Here is a 26184-nt window from a genome sequence, read left to right on the forward strand (position 1 = left end):
GTGGGAGGCAGCTTCAGAAATCGCCAGCAAGCTGCCTCCCACAGATTCGCGAATGACTTACCAGTAATTCTCCACCACAACCTGCCCTGGCCGACGGGTCAGGTTCAGTTGCATGTTCCGCTGTTTGAGCACGGCCCTTGTGTCGTCGATCATCTGCGGATTGCCGCAGATCATCACCCGCGAATGCTCGGGCGTCAGCTCGACACCTGCAGCACGTTCCAGCGCGCCATTTTCGATCAGGCTAGTGATGCGACCATGCAAGGCGCCGGGGTGCTGTTCGCGGGTTACGGTGGGCAGGAACAGGAACTTGTCGGCGTACTCGGCCAGATAATCCCGCTGCATCAACTCGGCAATCAGTTGTTGATAAGCCAGCTCCCTGGCCTCACGGGCGCTGTAGACAAGGATGATCCGCTCGAATTTATCCCATATCTCGAAGTCCTGAAGGATCGAGAGAAAAGGGGCAACACCCGTGCCTGTGGATAAAAGCCACAAGTCTCGTCCATCGACAAAGCGGTCAGGCGTCAGATATCCGGTCGCCAGTTTCTCCACCAGCAAGGTGTCGCCTTCGCGCAGACGACTCAACTCACTGGTGAACTCCCCGTTTGGCACCACGATGGAGAAGAACTCCAGAAACTCGTCATGAGGCGCAGAAACCATGGAATACGCGCGCCATACCGTGCTGCCGTCGGCCTTCGTCACGCCAAGGCGAGCGAACTGCCCGGCACGAAAACGGAACCCGGAATCGCGAGTAGTACGCAGGGTGAACAGGTTGTCGGTCAACGGCGTCACACGCAGCAGTGTTTGCCGGGTGAACTTGTCTTCGCTGGCGGTCATGGGACGCTTCTGACTCCGGAGCTGGAAAAGGCCTCCAGTGTCCCCCAAAGCGCGCTCGATAAACACCGGCTGTTTGTAGTGCTTTGAGCGACTCCCACACAAGCGATTTAGAGTATTTGGTTCTTGGGCCGGTATTCATTAGTTGAAAGCCTGTACTGCCTGAAAAGCCGCAACCAAGCTCCCATCAGCGTTCCAGCCATAAAGACACCCCTTTGGATATAAAAAAGCCATCACACCACTCGTCTAGATAGACATAACCGCAATTTGTACTCGATGGATTTTTTCTAGACTGCTTAAACAATACGAAACATCTCGCCATCAAAGGCATGGAGGCGATCATGGGATCCATGGAACTCAACTCACCATCCCCATCTCACGCAAAAAACCTTACCCATCGAGAAATCGAAATCCTCAAATGGTCCGCAGAAGGCAAGACAGCGGGCGACATCGCAATCATCCTGAGCCTGAAAGAGCGCACCATTCATTTTCATATCGCCAGCGCGATACAGAAAATGGGGGTTTGCAACAAAACGGCTGCGGCCGTGCAGGCCGCCTTGAGCGGGATGTTCTGAGGAAGTCGGCCATCGGCCACCAACATGGAGGGTGCCAAACAGTAAAAAGCACGTAAACTTGCCGATCTCAGCGAGCCCATCCGATGCCGGGCTCGCATGACATACGTCGATTGCCCAGAGTTTTTCTGCCCATGCCCGTGCTGACCAGTCCTTTCGCTCAACTTGATCTCATTCGCCAACCCGAACAACAAGATGAGCCCTTGCAGGCATTCGACGCGGCTGACGAATACTTGCTCAATTACGTGGCAGAAATCGGCCTCACCCTTCAGAGCAAGGTGCTGGTACTCAACGATAGCTTCGGCGCACTGGCCGCAAGCCTGGCGCAGCATGCAACGGTGGTCAGCAGCACCGACTCATATCTGGCGGCACAGGGTCTGGAAAAGAACCTGCCCCGCAACGGCATGGCCTACGACGCCGTACCTGTGATCCCTGCCAGCGAGCCGCTGACCGGCCCTTTCGACTGGGTGCTGATCCGGGTTCCCAAGACAATGGCTCTGCTGGAAGAACAGCTCGCTCGCCTGCAAGGCCAACTGGCTCCGGATGCGCGAGTGATCGCAGCGGCAATGGTCAAGCACCTGCCGCGCTCAGCCGGTGACCTGCTGGAAGAATATATTGGACCGGTACAGGCATCGCTGGCCGTGAAAAAGGCACGCCTGCTGTTCTGCACGCCAGAGCCTGGAGAGGTCCTGAGCTCGCCTTACCCGACCCGCTACACGCTCGATCAACCCGCCATCGAGCTGGTCAATCATGCCAACGTATTCTGTCGCGACAGCTTGGATATCGGCACACGGGCCTTCCTGCCTTATCTGCCCAAAAACCTCGGCTCGGCCAGAGTCGCCGATCTGGGTTGCGGCAACGGTGTACTGGCAATCGCCAGTGCTCTGGATAACCCGGATGCTCATTACACGCTGGTGGACGAGTCGTTCATGGCCGTGCAGTCGGCCGCCAAGAACTGGCAAGCGGCGCTGGGAGATCGCGAGGTGGTGATTCGTGCTGGCGATGGTCTGGCCAGTCAGGAACTGGACTCTCTGGATGTGGTGCTCTGCAACCCGCCCTTCCATCAGCAACAGGTGGTCGGTGATTTCCTGGCCTGGCGCATGTTCCTGCAGGCGCGAGCATCGCTGGTGGTCGGTGGCGCGCTGTATATCGTCGGCAACCGCCATCTGGGCTATCACAGCAAACTGGCGCGCTTGTTCCGCGGTGTTGAGCAAGTCGCCGCAACGCCCAAGTTCGTGATTCTCAAAGCCCGCAAATAAACCTCAAAAAAAACCCTCCGCGAGGAGGGTCATGAAACCGTGCCCACGAAACACGGGATGGGAATTCAGCGCATGGCGATCAGTGGGTGGTCAGTCCCGCTGCGTTCATGAACATGCGCATCAGGCTGGCCACGATGAACAGCGCAAAGACACTGCCTGCCCAGATACCGGCCAGCCAGGCCAGCCGCTGCCAGAGCGGCTTGCTCATCGCTGGATCCTTGTCGTGCATGGAATCTTTGCCAGACATCGCCAATCTCCTCTGATTTAAAAATGAGGCGCTGTACGAAATGTTTTCGAGCGAAGGTGAGGCAAGGCAAAAACAGGCGAGGAAGCGGAGTTTACTGGGTGTAAATGAGCATTCCGAGCCTGTTTTTAACGCCGCATCACCGAGCGCAGATACATTTCATACAGTGCCTAGTGATAACCGTCTTCAGCAGTCACCTTCCCGCGAAACACGTAATAACTCCAGAAGGTGTACCCCAGAATGAACGGGATGATGAACAGCGTGCCCACCAGCATGAAGCCCTGGCTCTGAGGCGGGGCCGCTGCGTCCCAGATGGAAACCGATGGCGGGATGATATTGGGCCACAGGCTGATACCCAGCCCGCTGTAGCCCAGAAAGATCAGCAGCAGGGTCAGCAGGAACGGCGTGTAATGGGCATTGCGGGCCACCGCCTTGAACAGACCGTACATGGTGACCAGCACCAGAATCGGCACCGGCATGAACCAGAACAGGTTAGGCAGGGTGAACCAGCGCTGCGCAATGTCCGGGTGTGCCAGCGGAGTCCAGAGGCTGACAATGCCAATGACCGCCAGCATTACCAGCGCCAGAGGACGCGCCAGATCATGCATCGCCTTTTGCAATGATCCTTCGGTCTTCATGATCAGCCAGGTGCAACCCAGCAGCGCATAAGCCACGATCAATGCCAGACCGCAAAACATCGGAAACGGTGCCAGCCAGTCCAGTGAGCCACCGGCAAACTCGCGATTGACCACCGGAATGCCTTCAATGAAAGCCCCAAGCGCTACGCCCTGAAAGAAGGTCGCAACCAATGAGCCACCAATGAAAGCCTTGTCCCACAGGTGACGCTTTTCTTCCGTGGCCTTGAAACGGAACTCGAAGGCCACGCCGCGGAAAATCAGCCCCATCAGCATGAAGATCAGCGGCAGATAGAGTGCCGACAGCACCACCGCATAGGCCAGGGGAAAAGCGCCGAACAATGCCGCGCCGCCCAGTACCAGCCAGGTTTCATTACCGTCCCAGACCGGGGCAACGGTGTTCATCATCACGTCGCGGTCGGAGCTGTCTTTCATGAACGGGAAGAGAATCCCGATACCCAGGTCAAAACCGTCCATCACCACGTACATCATGATGCCGAAGATGATGATGACCGCCCAGATCAGTGGAAGATCGATACCCATGACTCAGTTCCCCTTGCTCAGGCTGTCGAGGTTGTCGCCATCTTCGGAGCCTTCTTCGGCAGCGGAGAGCGGACGGGCTGGCGTACGTTTCTGGCCGGGACCGCCGGTCGGCGTATGTTCGACGTGTTTCTTCGGCCCTTTGCGCACCAGACGCATCATGTAACCGAGGCCGGCGCCAAACAGCAGGAAGTAGACAACCACAAACAAGACCAGGGTGATGCTCATTTGCGTGACGCTGTGCCCGGACGATGCATCCGCCGTGCGCATCAGGCCGTAGACGACCCAGGGCTGACGACCGATTTCAGTGGTGAACCAGCCAGCCAGGATCGCGATCAGCCCCGATGGCCCCATCCACAAGGTCAGGTACAGGAAAGGACGGTTGCTATAAAGCGCATCGCGCTTACGCAGCCAGAGGCTCCACAAACCGGTAAAGATCATCAGGAAACCCAGGCCGACCATGATTCGGAACGACCAGAACACAATGGTCGAATTCGGCCGGTCCTCAGGCTTGAACTCCTTGAGCGCCGGGACTTGCTTGTCCAGGCTGTGGGTCAGGATCAGGCTGCCCAGATACGGAATTTCAACGGCATATTTGGTCCGCTCTTCCTTCATGTCGGGCCAGCCGAACAGGATCAGAGGCGTTGGCTCGTCACCGACGTTCTCCCAGTGACCTTCGATGGCGGCGATTTTCGCCGGTTGATGCTTGAGCGTGTTCAAACCATGGAAGTCACCGACCACAGCCTGCAACGGCGCGACCAGCAAAGCCATCCACATGGCCATCGACAGCATCTTGCGGACCTGAGGCGTATCGCGACCGCGCAGCAGGTGCCAGGCCGCCGAAGAGCCGACGAAGAACGCGGTCGCCACGAACGCGGCAATCGACATGTGCGCCAGGCGATACGGGAAGGACGGGTTGAAGACCACCGCAAACCAGTCGGTAGGGATCACGCGACCGTCGATGATTTCAAAACCTTGTGGCGTCTGCATCCAGCTGTTGGACGACAGAATCCAGAAGGTCGAGATCAGGGTGCCGATGGCGACCATGACCGTCGAAAAGAAGTGCAGGTTACGGCCGACACGGTTCCAGCCGAACAGCATCACGCCGAGGAACCCCGCTTCGAGGAAGAACGCCGTCAAGACCTCATAGGTCAGCAGCGGTCCGGTAACCGCACCGGCAAAGTCGGAGAAGCGGCTCCAGTTGGTGCCGAACTGATAAGCCATGACCAGCCCCGAAACAACACCCATGCCGAAGTTGACGGCAAATATCTTCGACCAGAAATGGTAGAGATCGCGGTAAATGTCGTTGTTGGTCTTCAGCCACAACCCTTCGAGCACAGCCAGGTAACTTGCCAGACCAATGGTGATGGCAGGAAACAGGATGTGGAACGAAATCGTGAATGCGAACTGGATGCGGGCAAGGTCTAGTGCCTCCAAACCGAACATGATTCTTCCTCTATTCAGGTGATACCGGCCTTTGGCAGCAAGCCATCGGCGATTGCCCCACGGTCATGGAGTCCGGCGCATCGGAAGTCTTCTGATGAGTATCTCGATGCTGGTTTCATGCTTTCGGTTCACATTTCATGCGCAAGGGCAATGATGCAGGTCAACCGACGTTAAAAGAGTAGTCCCATTCAGACCCGCAGGTTGTGTGGTCTTTTGCCGCGTGGCGAGTTGCCTCACCCCGAGTGCGCGGCGTTTTCGCGGATGAATTCGCCCACACATGGCGTGCGGGGCGGGATGGAGCCATTCACAGAGCAGCAACAGCCGCAACCTGCTGGTATGATGCGCGGCTTTTTCCGACTCGCAAAAATGGCGGGCTGCTGCGTCAGCCTGTGCTTTGCTTCTGGAGTCGAATCATTCACGACGCGGGCCGCGTTACGGAGAGCCAGACATGCTGGAAAGGCTGTTTCAACTCAAGGCACACAACACCAACGTGAGGACCGAGATTCTCGCGGGCGTCACGACCTTCCTGGCCATGGCTTACATCCTGTTCGTCAACCCGAGCATTCTTGGCGAAACCGGCATGGACAAGGGCGCGCTGTTCGTCGCGACCTGTCTGGCCGCGGCCATTGGTTCGGCCGTGATGGGCCTGATCGCCAACTACCCGATCGCCCTTGCGCCGGGCATGGGCCTGAACGCCTTCTTCACCTACACCGTGGTCCTGCACATGGGCCATACCTGGCAGGTCGCGCTGGGTGCGGTCTTCATTTCGGCGGTGATGTTCTTCCTGCTGTCGCTGTTCCGGATTCGCGAATGGATCATCAACAGCATTCCCCTGCCCCTGCGCTCGGCGATTGCAGCAGGGATTGGCCTGTTCCTGGCACTGATCGCCCTGCATAACGCCGGCATCGTGGTCAGCAACCCGGCCACCATGATCGGCATGGGCGACCTGAAACAACCGGCTCCGGTTCTGGCGACCCTGGGCTTCTTCCTGATCGTTGCGCTGGATCAGCTCAAGGTGCGCGGCGCAGTCCTGATCGGCATTCTGGTCACTACCCTCGCGTCCATTGCGCTGGGCTTCACACCGTTCGGCGGCGTCGTGTCGATGCCACCTTCCCTGGCTCCGACCTTCCTGCAACTGGACATCATGGGCGCGCTGGACGTGGGCCTGGTCAGCATCATCTTCGCCTTCCTGTTCGTGGATATCTTCGATAACTCCGGCACGCTGATCGGCGTCGCCAAACGCGCCGGGCTGATGGGCAAGGACGGGCACATGCCAAAGATGGGCCGTGCGCTGATCGCAGACAGTACCGCGGCCATGGCCGGCTCGCTGCTGGGCACATCGACCACGACCAGCTACATCGAATCCGCAGCAGGTGTCAGCGCCGGTGGCCGTACAGGCCTGACCGCCATCGTCGTCTCGGTACTGTTCCTGCTGGCATTGTTCTTCGCGCCACTGGCCAGCAGCGTGCCTGCTTTCGCCACGGCACCGGCATTGCTGTTCGTCGCAGTGCTGATGGCGTCCGGCATGGCTGAAATCGACTGGGACGACCTCACTGTCGCGGCCCCCGTGGTGATTACCGCCCTGGCCATGCCTTTCACTTACTCCATCGCCAACGGCATCGCCTTTGGCTTCATTTCCTGGACAGCAATCAAGCTGCTTTCGGGACGCGGGCGCGAGCTGAACTCGGCGCTGGTGATCCTGTCGATTCTGTTCGTGATCAAGCTGGGCTGGTTCAACGCATGAGTGTTCCTTTCGATCCCGCGAGCTACGACCGTCAGCTCGAAGAAAAAGCCGTCCGGTTGCGTGAGCTGCTGGCTCCCTTCGACGCACCCGAGCCGCAGATATTCGACTCGCCGCGCGAGCATTACCGCCTGCGTGCCGAGTTTCGCCTGTGGCGCGAAGACCAGAAGCGCTATTACGCGATGTTCGCCCCCGGCGACAACAAGACGCCGATCCTGCTCGAAGGCCTGCCCATCGCCAGCGAACGTATCAATGCGTTGATGCCTGTTCTGCGCGAGCGCTGGGAGGCCAGCCCGACGCTGAACCACAAGTTGTTTCAGGTGGACTTCCTGACCACCCTGGCCGGGGACGCCATGATTACCATGTGCTACCACCGCCCTCTGGACGATGAATGGCAAGTCGAAGCACAGGCATTGGCGGCAGAGCTGAATGTCAGCCTGATCGGCCGCTCCAAAGGCCAGCGTCTGGTGATCGGCCACGATTATGTGACCGAAAAACTGGAAGTCGCCGGTCGCACGTTCAGCTATCGCCAACCTGAAGGCGCGTTCACCCAGCCAAACGGCACGGTGAACCAGAAAATGCTCAACTGGGCTTATGACGCGCTGGGCGAGCGTGATGACGATTTGCTGGAGCTGTATTGCGGCAACGGCAACTTCACCCTGCCGCTGGCCACCCGCGTGCGCAAGGTACTGGCGACCGAAATCAGCAAGACCTCGGTGAATGCCGCGCTGAGCAACCTGGATGATAACTCGGTGGATAACGTCACGCTGGTGCGCCTCTCCGCCGAAGAGCTGACCCAGGCGTTGAATGACGTACGGCCTTTTCGCCGTCTGCAGGGCGTGGACCTGAAGAGCTATGAGTTCGCCAACGTGTTCGTCGACCCGCCACGCGCAGGCATGGACCCGGACACCTGCGAGTTGACCCGCCGTTTCGAGCGCATCCTGTACATTTCCTGCAACCCGGAAACCCTGGCCGCCAACATCGCCCAATTGCACGACACGCACCGGATCGAGCGTTGCGCGCTGTTCGACCAGTTTCCTTATACGCACCATATGGAATCAGGGGTTTTGCTGGTCAGGCGTTGACTGCCCTTTCGCGAATGAATTCGCTCACACCTTGCAGGAACGAATTCATTCGCGAACAACACCACACAAAACTATTTAGTTACTTCATGTGTAGCGCTCCATCGGCTAAGGTATAACGCCACCCGCGTATTCACCGCTTCGATGGATATCTGTCTTGAGTTCTGAATCCCCCGCCTCATCAGTCAAACTGTCCCGCGAGCCAGGCTTCATCAATTTCATCCTTGCACGGCTGTTGGCGGTCTTCGCCATGCAGATCCAGGCCATAGTCGTGGCCTGGCAGGTCTATGACATGACCCGCGAGCCGATGGCGCTGGCCTATGTGGGTCTTGCCCAGTTCATCCCCATGTTGCTGCTGCTCATGCCGGCCGGGGATCTGATCGATCGCTACAACCGCAAGCTGATCCTGAGCATAAGCTGGGCGGTGCAGGCGCTGTGCGGGCTGATCCTCTTACTGTTTTCAGCGCTCAAGCTGCAAGACCTGCGCCTGATCTACGGCGCCCTGGTGCTCTATGGCTGCGCCCGTGCATTCACCGGGCCTGCACTGCAAAGCCTGCTACCACAGATCGTGCCACGTGAAAAACTCGCCTCGGCCATCGCCACCAACAGCGTCATCATGCGCTGCTCCACCGTGGCCGGGCCATTGATCGGTGGGGGGCTGTATGCGCTGGGCGGCGCAGAACTGACGTATTCGACCTGCGTGGTTTCGTTTCTGGTCGGCATTCTGTGCCTGAGCCGCGTCGCAACTCCCTTCGCGGGCAAACCTGTGGATCTGGGCGACGGAGCCTGGCAGCGCTTTACCGCAGGCATTGCCTTCATTCGCTCGCGCCCGATCATTCTGGGCACCATTTCTCTGGACCTGTTCGCGGTCTTGCTGGGTGGCGTGGTAGCACTGCTGCCGATCTACGCCCATGAAGTCCTGCATCTGGGGCCGCAAGGGCTGGGTGCGCTGCGCGCCGCCATGAGCCTGGGCGAACTGGCCACCGGGGTTTACCTGAGCATGCGGCCTCTGGATCGCAATGTCGGCATGACCATGTTCCTGGCGGTAGGTGTGTTCGGCGTGGCGAATCTGGTATTTGCCCTCTCTACCCTCTTCTGGCTGTCCTGTCTTGCCCTGCTGATTGCCGGGGCCGCGGACATGGTCAGCGTCTATATTCGTTCGGCTCTGGTGCAGTTCTCGACACCGGATGCCATGCGCGGTCGGGTCAATGCGGTCAACATGCTGTTTATCGGCTCATCCAACGAGCTGGGTGAGTTCCGCGCAGGCACCAGCGCGTCCCTGATCGGCCCGATCCCCGCTGCGATCATGGGTGGTCTGTGTACGCTGGGTGTCGTCGGTGCCTGGATGGTCGGCTTCAAAAGCTTGCGGCGAGTGAATCACTTTGCCGATGCGTCGCCGCCTGTAGAGAACGAGCAACGGGCAAAACCGGTGTGACACCCGATGAGTCCATACAGTTGGACGGCCGGACTGGCGGAGTGACGTATCACCAGCAACACTCTCTAGAGTTCAGCGGAGGACTTCCAGAATGCTGTGGAAAAAAGGCCGACGCAGCGACAACGTAGTCGATGCCCGCGATGGCAGTAGCGGCGGTGGCGGCATGCGCATCGGTGGCAAGGGCCTCAGCCTGGGCGGCGTGGTGATTATCGTCGCCTTCGGTTTGCTGACTGGCCAGGACCCGATGCAGATCCTCGGGCAACTCACCGGGGAAATGACGCAACAATCCCCTCAAGTCAGCCCGCAGACCCGACAGGCACCGCCCGCCAACGATCAGCAGACCGAGTTTGTGCGCAGCATTCTTGGCGACACCGAAGATACCTGGCGCGCCGTGTTCGCTCAGAACGGTCGCCAGTACAAGGACCCGGTTCTGGTGCTGTTCCGCGGTCAGGTAAACTCGGCGTGCGGTTTTGCGACCTCTGCCACAGGCCCTTTCTACTGCCCGGCCGATCAGCAGGTTTATCTGGACCTGGAGTTTTTCCGCGAGATGTCCCAGCGCTTTTCAGCCGCCGGAGATTTCGCCCAGGCTTACGTCATCGCCCATGAAGTAGGCCATCATGTGCAGACCCTGCTGGGCATTTCAGCCAAGGTCCAGGCGGCTCGCCAACAAGGTCAGCGCATGGAAGGCAACAACGGCCTGCTGGTCCGCCAGGAGTTGCAGGCCGACTGTCTTGCGGGGGTTTGGGCCTACAACGCACAAAAGCGTTTGAACTGGCTTGAGCCGGGTGATATTGAAGAGGCACTGAATGCGGCAAACGCCATTGGCGATGATCGCTTGCAGCAGCAAGGCCGTGGCCGGGTCGTACCGGATTCCTTCACCCATGGAACGTCCGCCCAGCGAGTACGCTGGTTCAAGACCGGTTTTGCACAAGGCCACATCAACCAATGCGATACATTCGCCGCCAAGAGTCTCTGAGCACATGATTAAACCGCTTCTGGTCCTGTTGTTAAGCACTGCCTTTGCGAGCCTCGGCGCTCATGCCGAGGATCAAGCGGTAAAATCGATCAGCCCGGATCGCCTGACCATCAATGGCAGCCAGGCCACACTGGGCCTGAGTCAGGAATGGGTTCATCCCAAACCCCGGATCGAGCGCGTCGTGATCGTGCTGCATGGTCGCCTGCGCAATGCGCAGACCTACCTGCGCAGCATCGAGCGGGCAGCCAACCAGTCCAAGGAGCGCAGCAAGACCCTGCTGATCGCTCCGCAGTTTCTGGACGAGAAGGATATCGTTGCCCACCACTTGTCCGACTCGATCCTGCGCTGGCGCCAGAACAGCTGGATGGAAGGTGCCACGGCCGTCGATCCCAAACCGATCAGTTCGTTTATCGTCATTGACCATATCCTCAAGCGCCTGAGCGACAGCAAGCTGTTCCCCAACCTCAAGGAAATCGTCATCGCCGGGCATTCCGGGGGTGCCCAGGTGGTGCAGCGTTACGCGATGATTGGCGGCAAGGAAGATGCGTTGCTCAACCGTGAAGGCGTGAAACTGCGCTACGTGATCGCCAACCCGTCTTCCTATGCCTATTTCGATGCCGAGCGTCCTGAAACGGTTTCGGCGCAAAGCTGCCCCAATTTTGACGACTGGAAGTACGGGCTGAAGAAAATGCCGTTCTATTCAGGCAAGGAAAAGCCTGTGGACATCGAAAAGGCCTATGTGAAACGCGATATCACCTATCTGCTGGGCGAACTGGACACTGACCTCAATCATCCGGCGCTGGACAAGACCTGCGCCGCCGAGGCACAGGGCCCGAACAGGCTGACTCGCGGGCAGAACTACTTCAAGTACCTGCAAAAACGTCACCCGGAAGGGCTGAACCAGCATCTGGTCATCGTGCCGAAAGTCGGACACAGCGGTGACGGGATCTTTACTTCGCCTGAAGGACAGGCGGTTTTGTTCAAACCGTTCTGATTGCGCAGCGTTCGCGGATGAGCGGTGCGCCGCTCATCCGCGAAGATCACTGATCCAGCATCCCCCGCAATGCCACACAATCGGCGACATGCCAGTCAGCCAGCTCCGGCCACGGATTTTCAGGCAGGTTGACCAGCACCGTCTTTGCGCCTGCCGCCCGGCCACAGTCCAGGTCATGACGGTAATCGCCGATCATGACCATCTGCGCAGGGTCAACGTCCCATGCACCAGCCAGCTTGAGCAGACCGGCGGGGTTCGGTTTTGGCGTCGCTTCGTCTCGCCCCAGTACATCCTCTTGCGCAAAGCAGTCCGCCAGCCCGATGGCTTCCAGCGTGATGTAGGCCAGTTCACGGGCGTTGCGGGTCAGAATGCCAAGACGATAGCCGCGCCCGGCCAGCTCCCGTACCAGCTCGACAGCCCCTGTCGCCGGCCGTGAGGCCAGCGCCAGCTCGCGCTCATGCTCCAACAGCCATGCATGTTTGGCCGCGCAGACATCGGCAGGCAATGCCGCCAGATGTCCGAGAATGTCGTCTTCCAGCGGGATCTCCAGTGCTCGCCTGATAGCCGGGAAGTCATGTACGGAAATCGTCAGGGTGCCGTCCATGTCGAACACCCAGTTCTGAATATGCTTGAGGCTCATGACCAGTCCTTGCGATGGCGAATCAGCCCTTCCTGGCTGACCGACGCGACCAGTTGCCCGGCGCGGTTGAAGATACTGCCGCGAGAGAAACCTCGGGAGTTGCCTGCCCATGGGCTGTCCATTGCATACAGCAACCACTCATCGGCGCGCAGGTCGCTATGGAACCACAACGAGTGATCCAGGCTGGCGACCTGCATGTCACGCTGCCAGACCGTCTTGCCATGAGGCAGCAAGGAAGTGGTCAGCAAGTTGAAGTCCGAGGCATAGGCCAGCATGTATTTATGCAGCGCCGGCACATCCTTCAAGGTGCCATCGGCACGGAACCAGACGTATTTGACCGGTTCGCCGGGCTTGGGATTGTAAGGGTCTTCGGCGGTTACCGGGCGAAACTGAATAGGCTTGGGGCACAGAAACTTGTCGCGCATCGCCTCGGGGATCAAGTGCGCACGCTGAGTCAGCAGCTCCAGCTCCGATGGCAGGTTTTCCGGACCGGCGATCTGCGGCATCGTGGTCTGATGCTCGAATCCCTCTTCGTCATACTGGAACGATGCGCTGCACGTGAAGATCGGCTTGCCCTTCTGGATCGCCGTCACGCGGCGGGTGCTGAAGCTGCCGCCGTCACGGACACGGTCAACCTGATAGACCACAGGCAAGGCGGCATCGCCAGGACGCAGGAAGTAGCCGTGGAGGGAATGAACATGGCGGTCTTCTTCCACCGTCTGGCTGGCGGCCGACAGCGACTGGCCCAGCACCTGCCCACCGAACAGTTGGCGAAAGCCAAGGTCCTGGCTGCGACCGCGAAAAAGGTTCTCCTCGATAGGTTCCAGCGTCAGCAGCTCGACCAGATCATCCAACACTTGGCTCATTCACGACTCCTCGCACAAAACATACCCGCACACGCAAGGCCTGCGCGGCAGGGTTGAAATGATACAGAATTTAACGCGACTGGCTGAATCAAGGTTTGAGCGTGTTGAGCCACTGTTCACGGTTTATTCGGTACAGCACATGAGGTTTGAGCGGGTGCCCGTCAGGTAAACCGGGATGCTCGAAGTTATCGGGCGGATTGTTCTGCATGCCGATGGCTTGCATCACTTTCTGCGATGGTTCGTTGCTCACCGCCGTGAACGACACGATTTCCTCAAGCCCCAGGCGCTCGAAACCACAGCCCAGAACGGTCCAGGCCGCCTCGCTGGCAAAGCCCAGCCCCCAATGCTCACGCGCCAGACGCCAGCCGATTTCCACCGCAGGCGTGAAATGCGCATCGAAGCCCACCACTCCAAGCCCGGTAAAACCGATAAAAGCCCCGTTGTCCTTGCGCTCAAGAGCCCAGAGGCCAAAGCCCAGTTCAGCAAAATGACCGCGCACGCGCCCGATCATGGCAGCACTTTCAAGACGGCTCATGGGCTCGGGGAAGTAGCGCATGACCTGCGGGTCCGCGCACATGGCGGCAAATGTGGGCAGGTCATCATCACGCCATTGCCGCATCAGCAGCCGTGCGCTATCGAGTTTGAGTATCGGCTCCATCGATTCCTCCCTGTAACCACGCAAATGATTGCGCCAGTGTAGCCTGTCGACGCTCAAGGTTGCTGTGCGACGGCCTGCATTACTGGCACTATCCGGCTTCGACCCCAGACCGGACGTAAAATGTCCCTGCCGCTTATCTATCATGATGACTACAGCCCGAACTTCCCGGCTGACCATCGCTTCCCCATGGACAAGTTCCGCCTGCTGCGCGATCACCTGGTCGACAGCGGCCTGGTCCTGGACACCCAGCTTCTGCGCCCGGAACTGTGCCCGGCCGACATTCTGGCACTGGCTCATGACCCTTCTTATATCCAGCGCTACCTCAGCGGAGAGCTGTCACGCGAGGACCAACGCCGGCTGGGCCTGCCCTGGAGCGAAGATCTGGCCCGACGCACCATTCGTGCAGTGGGCGGTTCTCTGCTGACCGCAGAACAGGCGCTCAAGCATGGCCTGGCCTGCCATCTTGCAGGCGGCACCCATCATGCGCACTACGACTACCCGGCCGGGTTCTGCCATTATGCCGACCAAATCTGTAAACAAAGACGGCATCTCTTTGAAAATAGCTGACTTTTCTACCTAAAACGAGATCAGAAAAGCCACAAACGAGGGTTTTCGAGCTAATAGTTTACAGATCCAGGGCCCGCCAACCGGAGGCTGCTTGGCACCTCAATACTAGGGGCCTCAGCTGTGCCGCCATACCTTCACTGAGGAGATCAGCAAGATTGCGGCGAGCAGTGGCAGCAAGTAGTTGGTGGGAATAAGGCCGAGCAGTTGGCCGCCAATGAAGGTATCAACGATTGACCCTACCGCCATTACCAGGATGAACGACCGCTGGGCACGAATGATCGAGAAGCTCTGGTCACGGCTGTAACGGGTGAGGGTGTGGCTGGGATGGTCCGAATACGATAGCTCAAGCAACCACTCATCTCGACTATAAGGGCGTTGGGAATATCCCACGTCCATGAATGAGGAACCGACGGCGCTCGGCTCAAAGTTGGCAGCGGTCACGGGCAGAAATCGGCCATGACCGGTCACTGCAACGCTGCAGGACTCGTCAAACCCTGTTGCCGTCATCATCAACAAGCAGTTGGCCATCCTCCTTGGCAAATCTCCCGAGCTGCTTTTGCGGCAACAGATCGAGGACTTCCTCTGAGGGGCGACACAGCCGCGTTCCTAGTGGTGTAACGACGATTGGACGATTGATCAGAATCGGATGCGCCATCATTGCATCGATAAGCTGGTCATCGGTCAGCTCGGAATTGGCCAGCCCCAGCTCCTCATAAGGCGTACCTTTGATACGGAGCAATGCACGTACCCCAGTACCCATGGCGTTGATTAAACCTACCAGCGTGTCGCGGTCAGGCGGGGTCTTCAGGTATTCGATTACCGTGGGTTCCTCTCCGCTGTTACCGATCAGTCCCAATGTGTTACGTGACGTCCCGCACTGAGGGTTGTGGTAGATCGTGATCTCGCTCATGGCGATTGCTCCCTTTGGAGTTGGATTAGATAGAGCGCTGGTTAACTCTCTGCGATAGCTCTGCCGCTGACTCTTTACGCTCTGAGTAGCGATCCACCAGATAGTCCTGGCGATCCCGCAACAGGATCGTGAATTTCATCAGCTCCTCCATCACGTCCACCAGACGGTCGTAGTAGGACGAAGGCTTCATCCGACCGGAGTCATCGAACTCAGTGAACGCCTTGGCGACCGAGGATTGATTCGGGATGGTGAACATCCGCATCCAGCGCCCAAGAACGCGTAACTGATTAACCACGTTGAACGACTGAGAACCACCGCAGACCTGCATCACTGCCAGGGTTTTCCCTTGTGTTGGCCGTACCGCACCAATTGCAAGCGGCACCCAATCAATCTGGGCCTTGAATACTGCACTCATGGCGCCGTGACGCTCGGGCGAGCACCAGACTTGGCCCTCTGACCATTGCATCAACTCACGCAGCTCCAGCACCTTCGGATGGCTATCAGGCGCATCGTCCGGGAGTGGCAGACCTGACGGATCGAAGATCCGGGTTTCGGCGCCAAACTCTTCAAGCAGGCGTGCAGCTTCCTGAGTGACCAACCGACTGAACGAGCGCTCTCGGGTCGATCCGTAGAGCAACAGGATGCGCGGCTTGTGCGTTGACGGGGTACTGGTCGCCAGTCGCTCCAGCGACGGTATGTCGATCAGATCGGCCTGTACGTTGGGTAGTGTGTCTTGCATAAAAAACTCCTTCGGGCTCTTTGGTAACCGAGCCCGGACTGTCGGCCTAAAGCGTGCCGATGCGATTCAATTCAGCTTTCAGTTCGTCAGCTCTCATCGTGCTCAGAGGCAGGCTCAGAAATACGCCTACTCTCTCCTGGATCTTCACCAGGGTCGACTCAAATGCAGTTGTGATTTCAGCCTCTGATGCCGTCATTTCGGAAGGGTCGGACAGCCCCCAGTGCGCTTTCAGCGCGGGCCCGAAAAATACTGGGCAAGCTTCACCGGCTGCCCGGTCACAGACCGTAATTACGATATCGGGTGGCGAACCTTCAAAGGCGTCAGAGGATTTGCTACTCAGACCCTCCGTGGAGATGCCGGCACTTTGAAGTGTCTGCAAGGCTCGCGGGTTTACGCGACCACTTGGGAAGCTGCCCGAGCTGACCGCCTCGATTCCAGCCGGAGCCAGATGATTGAACACTGCCTCGGACAGGATGCTGCGACAGCTGTTGTGGGTGCACATGAACAGGACTTTCATGGAGTGCCTCATGGATTTAGATACTGAGTCGTAGCGCCAGGGCGCAGAGCGTGACAATCAGGATGGGTAGAGTCAGCACGATCCCGGTCTTGAAGTAGTAACCCCAGGTGATAGTGATGTTCTTTTTGGCGAGGACATGTAGCCAGAGCAGTGTCGCCAAACTGCCAATGGGCGTGATCTTCGGCCCCAGGTCGCAACCGATGATGTTCGCGTACACCATGGCTTGCTGAACCACGCCCTGCGCCTCTGCCCCGTGAATGGACAAGGCGCCGACCAACACTGTGGGCATGTTGTTCATGATCGACGACAGCAACGCTGTGAGCAGCCCGGTGCCAAGGGAGGCGCCCCAGATGCCATGGCCAGCGAAGGTATTCAGGATCTGTGAGATGTGATCGGTGAGCCCGGCATTCTTGAGCCCGTAGACGACCAAGTACATGCCCAGCGAAAAGATCACCACCTGCCAAGGTGCGCCCTTAAGCACCTTTCCGGTGTCGATGGCGTGGCCGCGAGCCGCTATCACGTAGAGGATGAGCGCACACACCGCTGCAATGACGCTGATCGGTATGCCCAGTGGTTCAGTCACGAAAAAGCCGATCAGCAGAAGAGCCAACACCCACCAGCCTGCGACAAAGGTTGTGTAGTTTTACAAAATAGATGATTAGTGATGCGCAGTAAACGCGGGTATGAAATCATCTTATCTGTGAGCACCGAGCGTGGAATTTACAGAAAAGATGAGAAAAGCCTACTAGACTCACAGAATAAATGCGCTCTTCGAACAGACGTAGTTTTCCAAGTATGGTTTTCATCAACGGTGTTTTTTGCCCTTGAGTAAGGTTCAGGCTGGCGATGCTAGCCATGCAGTATTTGGCCGTTGGGCATCATTGACGTGGCCCCAGTCCAGGTGCTGGAGAACCGGTAAAACGTATGTGATCCAACGCGTCTCGCCATTCGTACCTCGAGATATGTCGCAGAGGCCACCTAGCGGAGGCTCAAGGTTGCTTGAACGTATGAGCGAAGGACGATATGCACTGGAGCCAGATTCGTACATGCGACGCAACGTCCTACGAACGCCTGCAGAGGCAGCCTCATTTCAGTCCCCCCTTTTGACTTTGTTAGCTGGAAAGCCTATGGCGGGTGCGAGAATTAACGAAAGCGGCGATATTACCTACTAAATGCTAGAAGCGTATAATCATCAAAATTTGAAGCCTTATGATGACTTTGCCGTCAGGTATAATATCTGTGCCGCAAACAAGACTAGCAAACAGGAAATTAGGTAAGTAAATTTTCCAATAGCCCCCAAATTACGAATTTTTGAAACCCCCACAATACCATGAAGTAAATTGAGCGCAAAAAACACCAATAAACTAACAATCAGGACGACGCCACCAATGCCATGTGTAAAAACGTCTATGTAGCTATGCTTTGGTAAGCTAAACGCACCAACACCACCCCACAATACTACGCCGCATATAATATAGTTCCTGACATGATCAAATACCCATTTGAGGGTCACATCTTTTGCTTCTATATGAAGCAGGTGGGAAAAAAACTTGTCAAGGCTAAGACTTAGTTGAGGCTCAGTAATTAGCTCTGTGGGAAAACCATTATTTTTCTTTTCCTCTCCAGCCTTAAGATTTTGCTCTTTATTACCCATACTCTTCCTCATTATAAATTTAAATATCGGTGCTGAGAAGAGTCAATACGTTAACCACCAAACCATCCGCCTGGGGATCAAGCCTTTCGAGGCTTGCTTTTTTTCGCCACTTTTTTGGTCCCTACATCACGACATCCGGAATGGCTTGCGTGGGTGTATTGACAGCCCAATTAGGCTCAGATCTACCGAAAGGTGCCCTATAGATGCTAAACATATGGCAAAAAGCTATCTTTTGGCTACCCTAGCCCACCTCGACAGAAAAGGTCTATGGCCAGTCTTCATCGAACCGCAGCGGTTGGGGAGAGACATTCGACTTGCCCCTCCTAAGCCAGAAACCAATTCCCCGTTAAATTGATGCTTATCCGAGATTGGCGGAACTGAGGCTGATTTTTGAGAATTAAAGCTGTCGCAGAAGGCCCTCGCTTTTCGCGGCGTCCAGCTCGTTTGCGAAATATCACAAAACTGTCGCAACCTCCCAAAAAGCCGGTCATGCCGAATGCTCTAGAGAATTAAACCTGTCGCAAACATAAACGACAATTCGCACCCACTGAACTCATACGCCTTATCAGGGCGTACATAACAATCCGGTCGAAAATCAGATTCGTCCGTGGGCACTTGGACGTTCCAACTGGTTATTTGCCGAGTCGCTGCGCAGCGGAAAACGGGCGGCGGCGATCATGAGTCTGATCCAGTCGGCACGTATGAATGGGCATGACCCGTATGCCTATCTCAAAGACGTGCTAACGCGGCTACCGACGCAGCGGGCGAGTGAGATCGAGCAGCTATTGCCGCATCGGTGGACGCCTGCCTGAGTCATGCAAGGTGACTTTGGCAGACGCTTACGTTTGTCCACTGAAATGATCTATAACAAGGGCATTGTAGGTCGAACCAGTCTGACAGACTCGGACTGTTATCGACCTTTGTTTTTGGGCGAGTCAAGGTAAGTAGCGGCCAGCTAAACCCAAACTGGGTGTATATCGGCTTAGCGCGCTGGTGGAATTTGGCTCCCAAACACATACGAAAAATAAACCAGACATCTGTTTGACCACTGCGATGGTTGTACGACGACCGCCACGAGCTAGCTGAATTTTTCGGTACGCGGCGAATGGACCTGAAAGAAGATTGGGTGATGCTCAGGTTCGTGAATACAACGGTGGCGGGTGGAGTGATGTTCATCCTTCCGCTGATTCTGATCTGCATCCTGCTCGAAAAAGCGCTCCAGCTCATGCATAAGGCGGCAGCCAAAGTTCTTTCCATGTTGGTGACCTACAGTGTCGCTGGTCTCACTCTGCTCACGATAATCGCAATCGTTGCCTTGGTTTTTCTGTTTCCTAGCCGGACTTTTGGCCCGGACCAAAGCGGCATCAGGCATAATTGAAGCAATCGAAAGCAACGCGCTCGGCAAGTTGCCTGGTTACGGCAACAGCCCATATGGCGGGAGTCGAGAACTTTGAGGGCGCGCAGGTAGGTCTCATCTGTGAAGGCGACGGATGGTTATTTTTTGGTGCTGGAAGCAGAGGTCTATGGATGGACATCCGTTTACGTGACTGATGCCGGTCCAGCGGGGACTGCGAATGATGCCCGCCCACACATGGTAAGGATTACAAATCTAACGTGGTTACCCACCTATGCGGCAATAACTGCTCAATCTCACTCGCCCGCAGCGTCGGCAAAGGTGTTTTTGCTGGTCCCTTACTAAGCCTCAACCACTGATGGCGAAAAACCAGACTATGGTTAGTAATGGTGTAGCCACAAAAACGAAAAGTGATGCTGTATCCAGCAAGTCAAGGGTAGACGAAATACCGCATTTGAAAGAGTAAAAATTCTGACAGTTAAAAAAGCCGTCTCTGTAGTCGAGACAGCTTTTGTTTTCGATCATGCTATCTCTGTAGAACAAAAGTTAACGGTTTTCCTTAAACAGCGTCGATACTGTACGTGCAACATGGTCAGCACCGTTACTTATCTCGCGCATTATAGTTGTAACTGATACAATCTGATCGTTGTTCTCGTCTGCGCTAGTAGCAATGCTATTCATGTTGACGTTGAGTTGTTGAGTCAGCTTCCCATTTTCAGTAACTACGCTTTGAATCTCCACTGTGGCGCGGCTGGTACGAGCAGCGAGTAGACGAACCTCATCGGCGACAACAGCGAAACCTCGACCCATTTCGCCGGCACGAGCAGCTTCGATGGCGGCGTTCAACGCTAATAAATTAGTCTGCTCTGCCACACTTTGAATAGTCGTGACTATTTTTTCAATGTCTTTAGCCTGGCTATTTAGCTCATTAATCAAAGCAACCGCATTATTGATAAGATCTACAGTTTTCTGGGATAGCTCAATAGAACTTCCCAGAGATTCAATTCCACGTATTGAAATTTGTGAAGTCTCCTCAGCAGTAGTAAAAGAAAGCTCTGCTGCCTTACGGATTTCTTCAGACTTGTTCGTTTGGGTGCTTACGTCAGTGGCGAATTTAATTATCTTTATTACCTCGCCGTTTCCATCAATTACTGGATTGTAGGTTGCTTCAAGGTAAATGGTATTTCCTGATGAGTTTTTACGCTCAAACTGACCTCCACAAAAAATTCCATTTTTTAGATTTTGCCAAAAACTTGGATTTTTTTGATAAAAATCGTCGAAGCAAAACATTCTATGATGTCGGCCTTTTATATCGTTCAGCCGATAGCCCATAGCATTGAGAAAATTTTCATTTGCCGTCAGTACCACACCTTCAGGAGAGAATTCAATAACTGCCATTGATCGACTGATAGCTGTGTATGCTGAGTCAAGAAGCAAAAGGCGCTCCTGCTTAGTAGTAATATCTGCAGCAATCTTACAGATCTCTATGGTTTTATTTTCCTCATCTTTCACGGGAAAGTACGTTGCTTCTATCCAGACAAAAGATCCATCTTTTTTAACCCTTTTGAACGTCCCCTTTTGTGATTCTCCACTCGCTAAAGTCTGCCAGAATTTTTTATATTCATTAGAGTTATAAAAAGATGGCTCACAGAAAGTTCTATGATGTTTACCAATTACCTCTTCACGGGCGTAACCCAAGGTATCCAGAAAAAGATCGCTTGCATCAAGGACGTGTCCATCAGGCTTGAAACGAATAACTGCCAGCGATCTGTCAAGGGATGAGCCACGGCATTGAAGCTCCGTGATTTTTTTTTGGTAGCCCAGGATTTCGTTTTTTTTATTAAATGAAAACATGGCTTTTACTCCGCATTGTTTACCTTATGGGCAACTGCTTTGATGAGAGATAAGCCAAGTTTTTTCCATAAAAACCACAACCCGATAAGCAACTAAATCTTGGCATTTCTTGCACCCGTTTCTCACAACTAGCATTTTTATTTAATTTATTTATAAACCCTCACCCATAAAAATTAATAATATATACCTATATATTTTTTACACCATCTGCAGGCAGATACTTGTTACCTAAATAGCTTTACAACTCAAGAACCCGCGTCTAACAGACGACCCAAACCACGCATTTCCAACGCGTTGATCATGACCTCGCTAGCGTTGCTCAACAGCAACTGACGCCCTAGGCGATTTGATTCAATCTTGGCAACAATCAGTAGCTGTACACCAGCAGCATCTATTTCCACGACGTCACCTAAATCTATTTCTATTTCCCAGGCCATAGGGATCAAATCCAGCAAAAGCTCCTGTTGAGCAATTGCCGTTATCATAGTCAGGTCTCCCTCCTTGATGACTATCCGCTGCAAGAGGCGATCAGCGTCGCACATAATAGTGCCCTCTCTATAGAAGGATCTGGACGTAAACCGTCGCCAACAGATGGTGAGGCTGGAATGGCTTGGAGATCCAATGCTTGATACCTGCATTCAGGCCACGACGACGGACCTCGTCGTCGACTACCGCTGTAAGCATGACAACCGGAGTGAATCTGCAGGCAGGTAAGCACCGGACGTCCTCCACGAAGGCCACCCCGTCCATCGCCGCCATATCCATATCAACCAGAATCAGATGCGCCTTGTTCTTGCTTAGCCAAACCAAAGCGTCGCTAGGCTCGCAGCTGTTTATCGCGTCATAACCGCCCCCCTTGAGGGTGATACTCAGCATTCGACTGAGAGAAGACGAGTCACTCACGATCAGGATCGATTGAGCCATGGGTTGCACTCCAGCGGAACCGGGTAAAAATCAAGTACAAACACCGATGTTTCGACCTAATTATCAGCCCGAATAAACACCGTGAAATAACCACTCTCTACAGTTTCAAAAGCCGTCAGCTTTTCGATCAGCAAAGCCGTCAACACCTTGCTTTCGTTCAGCAACACTCCGTTACTTGCATTTAGATTACGGTCGAGCACCATCGGGCTGTAAACGCCTCACATCCATGACCTTGACCGACGGATCGATAAAGTTTTCCGGCAGATAACGGGTACAAACCTCGATAAACGGCTCAATCAGTCCGGGATCGTAAAGCCGGGATTTATTGTGGCGCAGATGTACCAGTACCTCGTCACAGGTGAGGTAGCGATCCAGTACTAGTGCGCATTGCAGCTCCACATAATCAACCGCCAGCTTCAGGACGCGTGCGCCTAAAGGGATGGCCTGGCCCATGAGGTGGTCAGGGAAACCGCTACCATCCCAGTGTTCCTGATGATGACGGATGAGATTGTTGGCGTCCTGCAACAGCTGGTCGCTCCAGTCCAGCTTACCGATGTTGTACAAAGCCGCAGCCATAGACAGGTTACGGGTATCAGCCTCGCTGAAAGCATTGTGGGCACAGTAGGCGCGAACTACTTCTATGACTCGTTGATTGATCTGGCGAACGCGCGGGAGGCGCTGATTCACCATGAGCGAAAACGCTTCAGTACTAGTTATGTAGCTGTGCCGCAACTCGTCGTAAGCCAGATCTCGCATCTCTGCGGTCTGTTGCAACTCTGCCGTACGCGCATTGCCCCTTCGTTCAAGGCTGTCAGTGAGATCACGCAAAGTATTGTTCTGCTCGCGGATAAGTCCCAGCAAGTTATCCCGATCACGGCGAACACTCTGCATCTCCAGAGCCCGTTCCAGCGTGAGCCGTAGTTCCTCGTCATTCCAGGGTTTGCTGATATAGCGAAAAATGTGCCCCTCATTGATCGCCTTGGTGATCATGCTCAGGTCGGCATAACCGGTCAGCAGAATATTCATGCACTCAGGATCGCGTTGATACACTTGGCTGAGCAGGGTTGGCCCATCCATACCCGGCATGCGCGCATCGCTGACGATCAGGTCGATATGGTGGAGCTCGAAAAGACCCAGTGCCTGGCCGCCACTGGTCGCCAACAGCAAGTCATACGGTTTGCCACGTAGCACACGGCGCAGGCTGCTGAGAATGCTCTCTTCGTCATCCACCAACAGAACGGTATAGCGTTTTTCGCTCTCGGATACCGTGCTCATGATCAGTTTCCTTCTACGGCAGAGGTGGAGGGAGTCGCTACCTGAGGTTGGCGCAAAGGCAGCCACACTCGAAAACAACTCCCCCGGCCCGGCTCACTTTCTACTGTGAGCTTTCCATGGTGTTTGGCGACGATGTTGTAGGATAGCGACAAGCCAAGACCCGATCCCATCCCGACGGGCTTGGTGGTGAAAAACGGTTCAAATATCCGGTTCTGGATATCAGCCGGAATACCATGGCCGTTGTCGGCAATTTCGATAAATACGCCGTTGCCTTCGCGGCCGCTGTTGATGATGATTTCACCATTGCTACCAACTGCATGACTGGCATTGATGATCAGGTTCAGGAAGACCTGATTGATCTGAGAACCCATACACTCTATAGGTTCGAGGTCGCCGTAATACTTGATAACCTGCGCCTTGAACTTGATCTCGTTCCAGATGACGTTGAGGGTACTGTCCAGCCCCTTGTGTAGATCAGCAAGTTGCCATTCACAGCTGTCGACGTGGGAGAACTCGCGCAGGTCCTTTACTATCCGATTGACTCGGTCAAGCCCGTCGACCGATTCGATCAACAGATCACCGATGTCCTGACGCAGAAAGTTGTAGTCAGTCTTTTCGCGCAGCATCGCAAGCTCATGGTGGTCCTGAGCATTGCCTTCTTCGCGAGCCCTCTCGTAAGCATCAATCAGAGCGAAAAGATCAGCAAGGTAACCACGCAGGCTATTGACGTTGGAAGATACAAAACCAATCGGATTATTGATCTCATGAGCCACACCAGCTGCGAGTTGACCTATCGCAGCCATTTTCTCGGATTGCAGTAACTGCGCCTGGGCTTCCTCAAGGCGCGCGATCAGGCGTGCCTGGGCGCTCTTTTCCGCTTCCAGCAACTCGTTAAGTTGCGCCAATTCCAACTGGCGGGCCGCAGTGTCAGTCGCATCGCTGATAGCCAGACCAACCCCAAGAGAGCTGCCATAGGCATCCTGTACCGGAAAGAATGTGCAATTCTGATACATGTGCCTGACCGACCCGCTGATAGGCCGAGTGCTGCCAAAATTGAAGAGGTGCGGCCTCTGCTGCCAAGAGGTGAAAGCGAAATTCTGCAGGGTGAAGACGCTGTTGATCTTTTGCCTGGTCCAGCGCTCCGGCAACTCCGGGAATGCTTCAAACAGTGTATGTCCAAGCAAGTCTTCAGCCGGGCGACCGCTATTGATGGACATGAAGTGATTAGAGAACAGTACCTTGTACTCCTTATCAACCAAGAGCACACCCATGTTGATGGCCTTGAGCATGGACTCAAGAGTTTCTCGGGAAATGGCCTTGTTTTCTGTCATGAAGATGCTCCTTTCAAAGCCCGTCAAGCAGACGATCAATCGCGCGAACGACGATCCCGGCAGTACGTTCAGTGATGCAAATCAGCAGGTCACAGGAAAACTGATGAGCCTCAACCTCGAAACGGATTTCCAGCACCATCGCCAGATGCTCATTCAGGTTTAACTCTTCGAGACAGTTCTGCGGTTCTTCGCGACGAACTAAAATCGAAGGTGCGTCATAGCTCACCTGGATTGCCACCTGCCGGGCCAATCCGCTGATGCATGCACCGGAGAGAATGTTGGTGACATCAAGCATCAACTCTTCCTGTTGCTCTGGGCCACCGCCGTCATATCCCAGTAGTTCAGCCAGCTCATCGGCTCCCATGGCACCAAAGCAAACGAACACTTCCCCACGCAACTCGCCCAGAAAGGACTGTCGCGTCACTATCATGGAACTGCTGCGCAGATGATCTGGAATCGACAGGTTGTCCTGTTCCTGCACCAATGGGTGAATGAAAGGAACCGAGAGCGTAACGATGGTATCGGTCAGTAGTGCCAAGCGCTCTGCAGCCTGTCCCATGGCAATATTCATCAGTTCCTGCAATGCGTCGCGTTGGTCTTCGGTGAGCGCGGCCAGGTTTTCCATCACAGCACCCCTATGATGTGCAAAGCATTGAGTACAGCTTCAGCCGTCACCGGCTTGGCCACGAATGCAGAAGCGCCCAGATCAAATACTCGCTGTCTGGCCTGAGGCTGGATATCTGCGCTGATCACCACTACCACGACGTTGGCGTCTTCACGCTTGAGAGCTTCAAGAGTCTGGAAGCCATCCATGATAGGCATGGTCAAATCGAGAAACAGCAGTTCCACTAACCCGGAATGGTATGCCTCCATCACTTCGGCACCGTTGCAGGCCTGACGGATATCTTCGGTCAGTGCTAAGGGAAGTGAGCGCAAGACCAGCTTGCGAGACATGGATGAGTCATCGGCTATTAGTACTTTCATGGCGCACTCCACCTTTATGAAGTGTCCTTCAGCCTCGGTCGGGCCGGAGAAACAACATTCATCGGGACTTGCGACCAATATCTCGCTATTTATGGCGATGAGCCATCAGACAATGCTGATCTTGCGTTAGGGATTCGCGAAGCGTGTAGGGATTTT

The 26184-nt window shown here is 55.3% G+C and carries 26 protein-coding genes and 5 pseudogenes; 10 read left to right on the forward strand and 21 right to left on the reverse strand.

The features are described from left to right. Positions 1 to 57: 57 nt before the first annotated feature. Positions 58 to 834, reverse strand: a complete 777-nt coding sequence (locus tag ACODS3_RS01585; protein WP_489032954.1) for a ferredoxin--NADP reductase — start codon at positions 832 to 834, stop codon at positions 58 to 60. 338 nt (positions 835 to 1172) lie between these two features. Here ACODS3_RS01585 and ACODS3_RS01590 point away from each other — a divergent pair, with 338 nt between their 5' ends. Beyond that, a complete protein-coding gene (locus ACODS3_RS01590) occupies positions 1173 to 1406 on the forward strand; it encodes a helix-turn-helix domain-containing protein (protein WP_201006388.1) in 234 nt (77 codons plus the stop codon). A gap of 131 nt (positions 1407 to 1537) precedes the next feature. After that, the gene (locus ACODS3_RS01595; protein ID WP_489032956.1) at positions 1538 to 2662 is read left to right on the forward strand and encodes a methyltransferase; all 1125 of its coding nucleotides are present in this window, start codon (positions 1538 to 1540) and stop codon (positions 2660 to 2662) included. A gap of 79 nt (positions 2663 to 2741) precedes the next feature. Here ACODS3_RS01595 and ACODS3_RS01600 read toward each other — a convergent pair whose 3' ends face one another. From ACODS3_RS01600 to ACODS3_RS01610, 3 genes are all read right to left on the reverse strand, one after another. Then, the gene (locus ACODS3_RS01600; RefSeq protein ID WP_122318115.1) at positions 2742 to 2909 is read right to left on the reverse strand and encodes a DUF2474 domain-containing protein; all 168 of its coding nucleotides are present in this window, start codon (positions 2907 to 2909) and stop codon (positions 2742 to 2744) included. Between the two features lie 167 nt (positions 2910 to 3076). Then, positions 3077 to 4084 (reverse strand): cytochrome d ubiquinol oxidase subunit II, encoded by a 1008-nt coding sequence (gene cydB, locus ACODS3_RS01605; protein ID WP_201006391.1) that lies wholly within the window; start codon positions 4082 to 4084, stop codon positions 3077 to 3079. Positions 4085 to 4087: 3 nt separating this feature from the next. Then, complete coding sequence (locus tag ACODS3_RS01610) at positions 4088 to 5527, reverse strand: cytochrome ubiquinol oxidase subunit I (RefSeq protein WP_201006393.1); 1440 nt, start codon at positions 5525 to 5527, stop codon at positions 4088 to 4090. A 448-nt stretch (positions 5528 to 5975) separates the two neighbouring features. Here ACODS3_RS01610 and ACODS3_RS01615 point away from each other — a divergent pair, with 448 nt between their 5' ends. From ACODS3_RS01615 to ACODS3_RS01635, 5 genes are all read left to right on the forward strand, one after another. Beyond that, the gene (locus ACODS3_RS01615) at positions 5976 to 7271 is read left to right on the forward strand and encodes an NCS2 family permease (RefSeq protein WP_201018707.1); all 1296 of its coding nucleotides are present in this window, start codon (positions 5976 to 5978) and stop codon (positions 7269 to 7271) included. Beyond that, positions 7268 to 8353: a tRNA (uridine(54)-C5)-methyltransferase TrmA gene (trmA, locus tag ACODS3_RS01620; RefSeq protein WP_201018706.1), complete on the forward strand. Its 1086-nt coding sequence runs from the start codon at positions 7268 to 7270 to the stop codon at positions 8351 to 8353. The genes ACODS3_RS01615 and trmA overlap by 4 nt, the downstream gene beginning before the upstream one ends. A gap of 154 nt (positions 8354 to 8507) precedes the next feature. Further along, positions 8508 to 9785: an MFS transporter gene (locus ACODS3_RS01625; protein ID WP_201018705.1), complete on the forward strand. Its 1278-nt coding sequence runs from the start codon at positions 8508 to 8510 to the stop codon at positions 9783 to 9785. Between the two features lie 91 nt (positions 9786 to 9876). After that, complete coding sequence (gene ypfJ, locus ACODS3_RS01630) at positions 9877 to 10761, forward strand: KPN_02809 family neutral zinc metallopeptidase (RefSeq protein ID WP_201018704.1); 885 nt, start codon at positions 9877 to 9879, stop codon at positions 10759 to 10761. Between the two features lie 4 nt (positions 10762 to 10765). Then, positions 10766 to 11755: an alpha/beta hydrolase gene (locus tag ACODS3_RS01635; protein ID WP_201018703.1), complete on the forward strand. Its 990-nt coding sequence runs from the start codon at positions 10766 to 10768 to the stop codon at positions 11753 to 11755. 46 nt (positions 11756 to 11801) lie between these two features. On the opposite strand, the gene ACODS3_RS01640 is transcribed toward ACODS3_RS01635, so the two are convergent. From ACODS3_RS01640 to ACODS3_RS01650, 3 genes are all read right to left on the reverse strand, one after another. Then, positions 11802 to 12395, reverse strand: a complete 594-nt coding sequence (locus tag ACODS3_RS01640; protein WP_201018702.1) for an HAD family hydrolase — start codon at positions 12393 to 12395, stop codon at positions 11802 to 11804. Further along, the gene (tesB, locus tag ACODS3_RS01645) at positions 12392 to 13261 is read right to left on the reverse strand and encodes an acyl-CoA thioesterase II (RefSeq protein ID WP_201006405.1); all 870 of its coding nucleotides are present in this window, start codon (positions 13259 to 13261) and stop codon (positions 12392 to 12394) included. Before tesB ends, ACODS3_RS01640 begins: the two co-directional genes overlap by 4 nt. Before the next feature lie 88 nt (positions 13262 to 13349). Continuing rightward, positions 13350 to 13919 (reverse strand): GNAT family N-acetyltransferase, encoded by a 570-nt coding sequence (locus ACODS3_RS01650; RefSeq protein ID WP_201006407.1) that lies wholly within the window; start codon positions 13917 to 13919, stop codon positions 13350 to 13352. A gap of 120 nt (positions 13920 to 14039) precedes the next feature. Between ACODS3_RS01650 and ACODS3_RS01655 the strand changes: the two are divergent. After that, positions 14040 to 14444 (forward strand): annotated as a pseudogene (locus ACODS3_RS01655) (arginase family protein); the annotation flags it as partial. 156 nt (positions 14445 to 14600) lie between these two features. Here ACODS3_RS01655 and ACODS3_RS01660 read toward each other — a convergent pair. The 6 genes and pseudogenes from ACODS3_RS01660 to ACODS3_RS01685 form a co-directional block, all read right to left on the reverse strand. After that, the gene (locus tag ACODS3_RS01660; protein ID WP_489032962.1) at positions 14601 to 15014 is read right to left on the reverse strand and encodes a hypothetical protein; all 414 of its coding nucleotides are present in this window, start codon (positions 15012 to 15014) and stop codon (positions 14601 to 14603) included. Further along, positions 14974 to 15396, reverse strand: a complete 423-nt coding sequence (arsC, locus tag ACODS3_RS01665; protein WP_489032964.1) for an arsenate reductase (glutaredoxin) — start codon at positions 15394 to 15396, stop codon at positions 14974 to 14976. The genes ACODS3_RS01660 and arsC overlap by 41 nt, the downstream gene beginning before the upstream one ends. Before the next feature lie 25 nt (positions 15397 to 15421). Further along, a complete protein-coding gene (arsH, locus tag ACODS3_RS01670) occupies positions 15422 to 16135 on the reverse strand; it encodes an arsenical resistance protein ArsH (protein ID WP_489032966.1) in 714 nt (237 codons plus the stop codon). A 46-nt stretch (positions 16136 to 16181) separates the two neighbouring features. Further along, complete coding sequence (locus tag ACODS3_RS01675; RefSeq protein WP_489032968.1) at positions 16182 to 16652, reverse strand: arsenate reductase ArsC; 471 nt, start codon at positions 16650 to 16652, stop codon at positions 16182 to 16184. A 16-nt stretch (positions 16653 to 16668) separates the two neighbouring features. Next, positions 16669 to 17286, reverse strand: a pseudogene (locus tag ACODS3_RS01680) (ArsB/NhaD family transporter); the annotation flags it as partial. 573 nt (positions 17287 to 17859) lie between these two features. After that, complete coding sequence (locus ACODS3_RS01685; protein ID WP_489032970.1) at positions 17860 to 18306, reverse strand: hypothetical protein; 447 nt, start codon at positions 18304 to 18306, stop codon at positions 17860 to 17862. Between the two features lie 572 nt (positions 18307 to 18878). Here ACODS3_RS01685 and ACODS3_RS01690 point away from each other — a divergent pair. Together ACODS3_RS01690 and ACODS3_RS01695 are read left to right on the forward strand one after the other, a co-directional pair. Further along, a pseudogene (locus tag ACODS3_RS01690) lies at positions 18879 to 19118 on the forward strand (transposase domain-containing protein); the annotation flags it as partial. Positions 19119 to 19411: 293 nt separating this feature from the next. Further along, positions 19412 to 19684 carry a hypothetical protein gene (locus ACODS3_RS01695; RefSeq protein ID WP_489032972.1) on the forward strand — a complete coding sequence of 91 codons (273 nt, stop codon included), beginning with the start codon at positions 19412 to 19414 and terminating at the stop codon, positions 19682 to 19684. 522 nt (positions 19685 to 20206) lie between these two features. Here ACODS3_RS01695 and ACODS3_RS01700 read toward each other — a convergent pair. From ACODS3_RS01700 to ACODS3_RS01735, 8 genes and pseudogenes are all read right to left on the reverse strand, one after another. Further along, the gene (locus ACODS3_RS01700; RefSeq protein ID WP_489033139.1) at positions 20207 to 20596 is read right to left on the reverse strand and encodes a methyl-accepting chemotaxis protein; all 390 of its coding nucleotides are present in this window, start codon (positions 20594 to 20596) and stop codon (positions 20207 to 20209) included. Between the two features lie 147 nt (positions 20597 to 20743). Further along, positions 20744 to 21514 (reverse strand): annotated as a pseudogene (locus ACODS3_RS01705) (PAS domain-containing protein); the annotation flags it as partial. A 245-nt stretch (positions 21515 to 21759) separates the two neighbouring features. Beyond that, complete coding sequence (locus tag ACODS3_RS01710) at positions 21760 to 22152, reverse strand: STAS domain-containing protein (protein WP_489032974.1); 393 nt, start codon at positions 22150 to 22152, stop codon at positions 21760 to 21762. After that, positions 22070 to 22438 (reverse strand): response regulator, encoded by a 369-nt coding sequence (locus tag ACODS3_RS01715; RefSeq protein WP_304576058.1) that lies wholly within the window; start codon positions 22436 to 22438, stop codon positions 22070 to 22072. The genes ACODS3_RS01710 and ACODS3_RS01715 overlap by 83 nt, the downstream gene beginning before the upstream one ends. A 56-nt stretch (positions 22439 to 22494) precedes the next feature. After that, positions 22495 to 23713, reverse strand: a pseudogene (locus tag ACODS3_RS01720) (HD domain-containing phosphohydrolase). Between the two features lie 2 nt (positions 23714 to 23715). Next, positions 23716 to 25044, reverse strand: a complete 1329-nt coding sequence (locus tag ACODS3_RS01725; protein WP_304576057.1) for an ATP-binding protein — start codon at positions 25042 to 25044, stop codon at positions 23716 to 23718. Between the two features lie 13 nt (positions 25045 to 25057). Further along, positions 25058 to 25669, reverse strand: coding sequence for a chemotaxis protein CheC (locus tag ACODS3_RS01730; protein WP_304576056.1), 612 nt, complete (start codon positions 25667 to 25669; stop codon positions 25058 to 25060). Further along, complete coding sequence (locus ACODS3_RS01735; protein WP_489032977.1) at positions 25669 to 26028, reverse strand: response regulator; 360 nt, start codon at positions 26026 to 26028, stop codon at positions 25669 to 25671. Before ACODS3_RS01735 ends, ACODS3_RS01730 begins: the two co-directional genes overlap by 1 nt. Positions 26029 to 26184: the final 156 nt, after the last annotated feature.

It is taken from the genome of Pseudomonas sp. FG43 (assembly GCF_057809175.1).

What these genes read in the sequence shown, in the direction of transcription:
- ACODS3_RS01730 (WP_304576056.1), bottom strand. Translation starts at nt 25,669, where the DNA reads ATGGAAAACCTGGCCGCGCTCACCGAAGACCAACGCGACGCATTGCAG.
- ACODS3_RS01590 (WP_201006388.1), top strand. Translation starts at nt 1,173, where the DNA reads ATGGGATCCATGGAACTCAACTCACCATCCCCATCTCACGCAAAAAAC.
- ACODS3_RS01635 (WP_201018703.1), top strand. Translation starts at nt 10,766, where the DNA reads ATGATTAAACCGCTTCTGGTCCTGTTGTTAAGCACTGCCTTTGCGAGC.
- arsC (WP_489032964.1), bottom strand. Translation starts at nt 15,396, where the DNA reads ATGAGCGAGATCACGATCTACCACAACCCTCAGTGCGGGACGTCACGT.
- ACODS3_RS01725 (WP_304576057.1), bottom strand. Translation starts at nt 25,044, where the DNA reads ATGACAGAAAACAAGGCCATTTCCCGAGAAACTCTTGAGTCCATGCTC.
- trmA (WP_201018706.1), top strand. Translation starts at nt 7,268, where the DNA reads ATGAGTGTTCCTTTCGATCCCGCGAGCTACGACCGTCAGCTCGAAGAA.
- tesB (WP_201006405.1), bottom strand. Translation starts at nt 13,261, where the DNA reads ATGAGCCAAGTGTTGGATGATCTGGTCGAGCTGCTGACGCTGGAACCT.
- ACODS3_RS01640 (WP_201018702.1), bottom strand. Translation starts at nt 12,395, where the DNA reads ATGAGCCTCAAGCATATTCAGAACTGGGTGTTCGACATGGACGGCACC.
- ACODS3_RS01715 (WP_304576058.1), bottom strand. Translation starts at nt 22,438, where the DNA reads ATGGCTCAATCGATCCTGATCGTGAGTGACTCGTCTTCTCTCAGTCGA.
- ACODS3_RS01615 (WP_201018707.1), top strand. Translation starts at nt 5,976, where the DNA reads ATGCTGGAAAGGCTGTTTCAACTCAAGGCACACAACACCAACGTGAGG.
- ACODS3_RS01650 (WP_201006407.1), bottom strand. Translation starts at nt 13,919, where the DNA reads ATGGAGCCGATACTCAAACTCGATAGCGCACGGCTGCTGATGCGGCAA.
- ACODS3_RS01600 (WP_122318115.1), bottom strand. Translation starts at nt 2,909, where the DNA reads ATGTCTGGCAAAGATTCCATGCACGACAAGGATCCAGCGATGAGCAAG.
- ACODS3_RS01610 (WP_201006393.1), bottom strand. Translation starts at nt 5,527, where the DNA reads ATGTTCGGTTTGGAGGCACTAGACCTTGCCCGCATCCAGTTCGCATTC.
- ACODS3_RS01685 (WP_489032970.1), bottom strand. Translation starts at nt 18,306, where the DNA reads ATGGGTAATAAAGAGCAAAATCTTAAGGCTGGAGAGGAAAAGAAAAAT.
- ACODS3_RS01710 (WP_489032974.1), bottom strand. Translation starts at nt 22,152, where the DNA reads ATGCAGGTATCAAGCATTGGATCTCCAAGCCATTCCAGCCTCACCATC.
- ACODS3_RS01585 (WP_489032954.1), bottom strand. Translation starts at nt 834, where the DNA reads ATGACCGCCAGCGAAGACAAGTTCACCCGGCAAACACTGCTGCGTGTG.
- arsH (WP_489032966.1), bottom strand. Translation starts at nt 16,135, where the DNA reads ATGCAAGACACACTACCCAACGTACAGGCCGATCTGATCGACATACCG.
- ACODS3_RS01595 (WP_489032956.1), top strand. Translation starts at nt 1,538, where the DNA reads ATGCCCGTGCTGACCAGTCCTTTCGCTCAACTTGATCTCATTCGCCAA.
- cydB (WP_201006391.1), bottom strand. Translation starts at nt 4,084, where the DNA reads ATGGGTATCGATCTTCCACTGATCTGGGCGGTCATCATCATCTTCGGC.
- ypfJ (WP_201018704.1), top strand. Translation starts at nt 9,877, where the DNA reads ATGCTGTGGAAAAAAGGCCGACGCAGCGACAACGTAGTCGATGCCCGC.
- ACODS3_RS01660 (WP_489032962.1), bottom strand. Translation starts at nt 15,014, where the DNA reads ATGGCCAACTGCTTGTTGATGATGACGGCAACAGGGTTTGACGAGTCC.
- ACODS3_RS01695 (WP_489032972.1), top strand. Translation starts at nt 19,412, where the DNA reads ATGGACCTGAAAGAAGATTGGGTGATGCTCAGGTTCGTGAATACAACG.
- ACODS3_RS01675 (WP_489032968.1), bottom strand. Translation starts at nt 16,652, where the DNA reads ATGAAAGTCCTGTTCATGTGCACCCACAACAGCTGTCGCAGCATCCTG.
- ACODS3_RS01735 (WP_489032977.1), bottom strand. Translation starts at nt 26,028, where the DNA reads ATGAAAGTACTAATAGCCGATGACTCATCCATGTCTCGCAAGCTGGTC.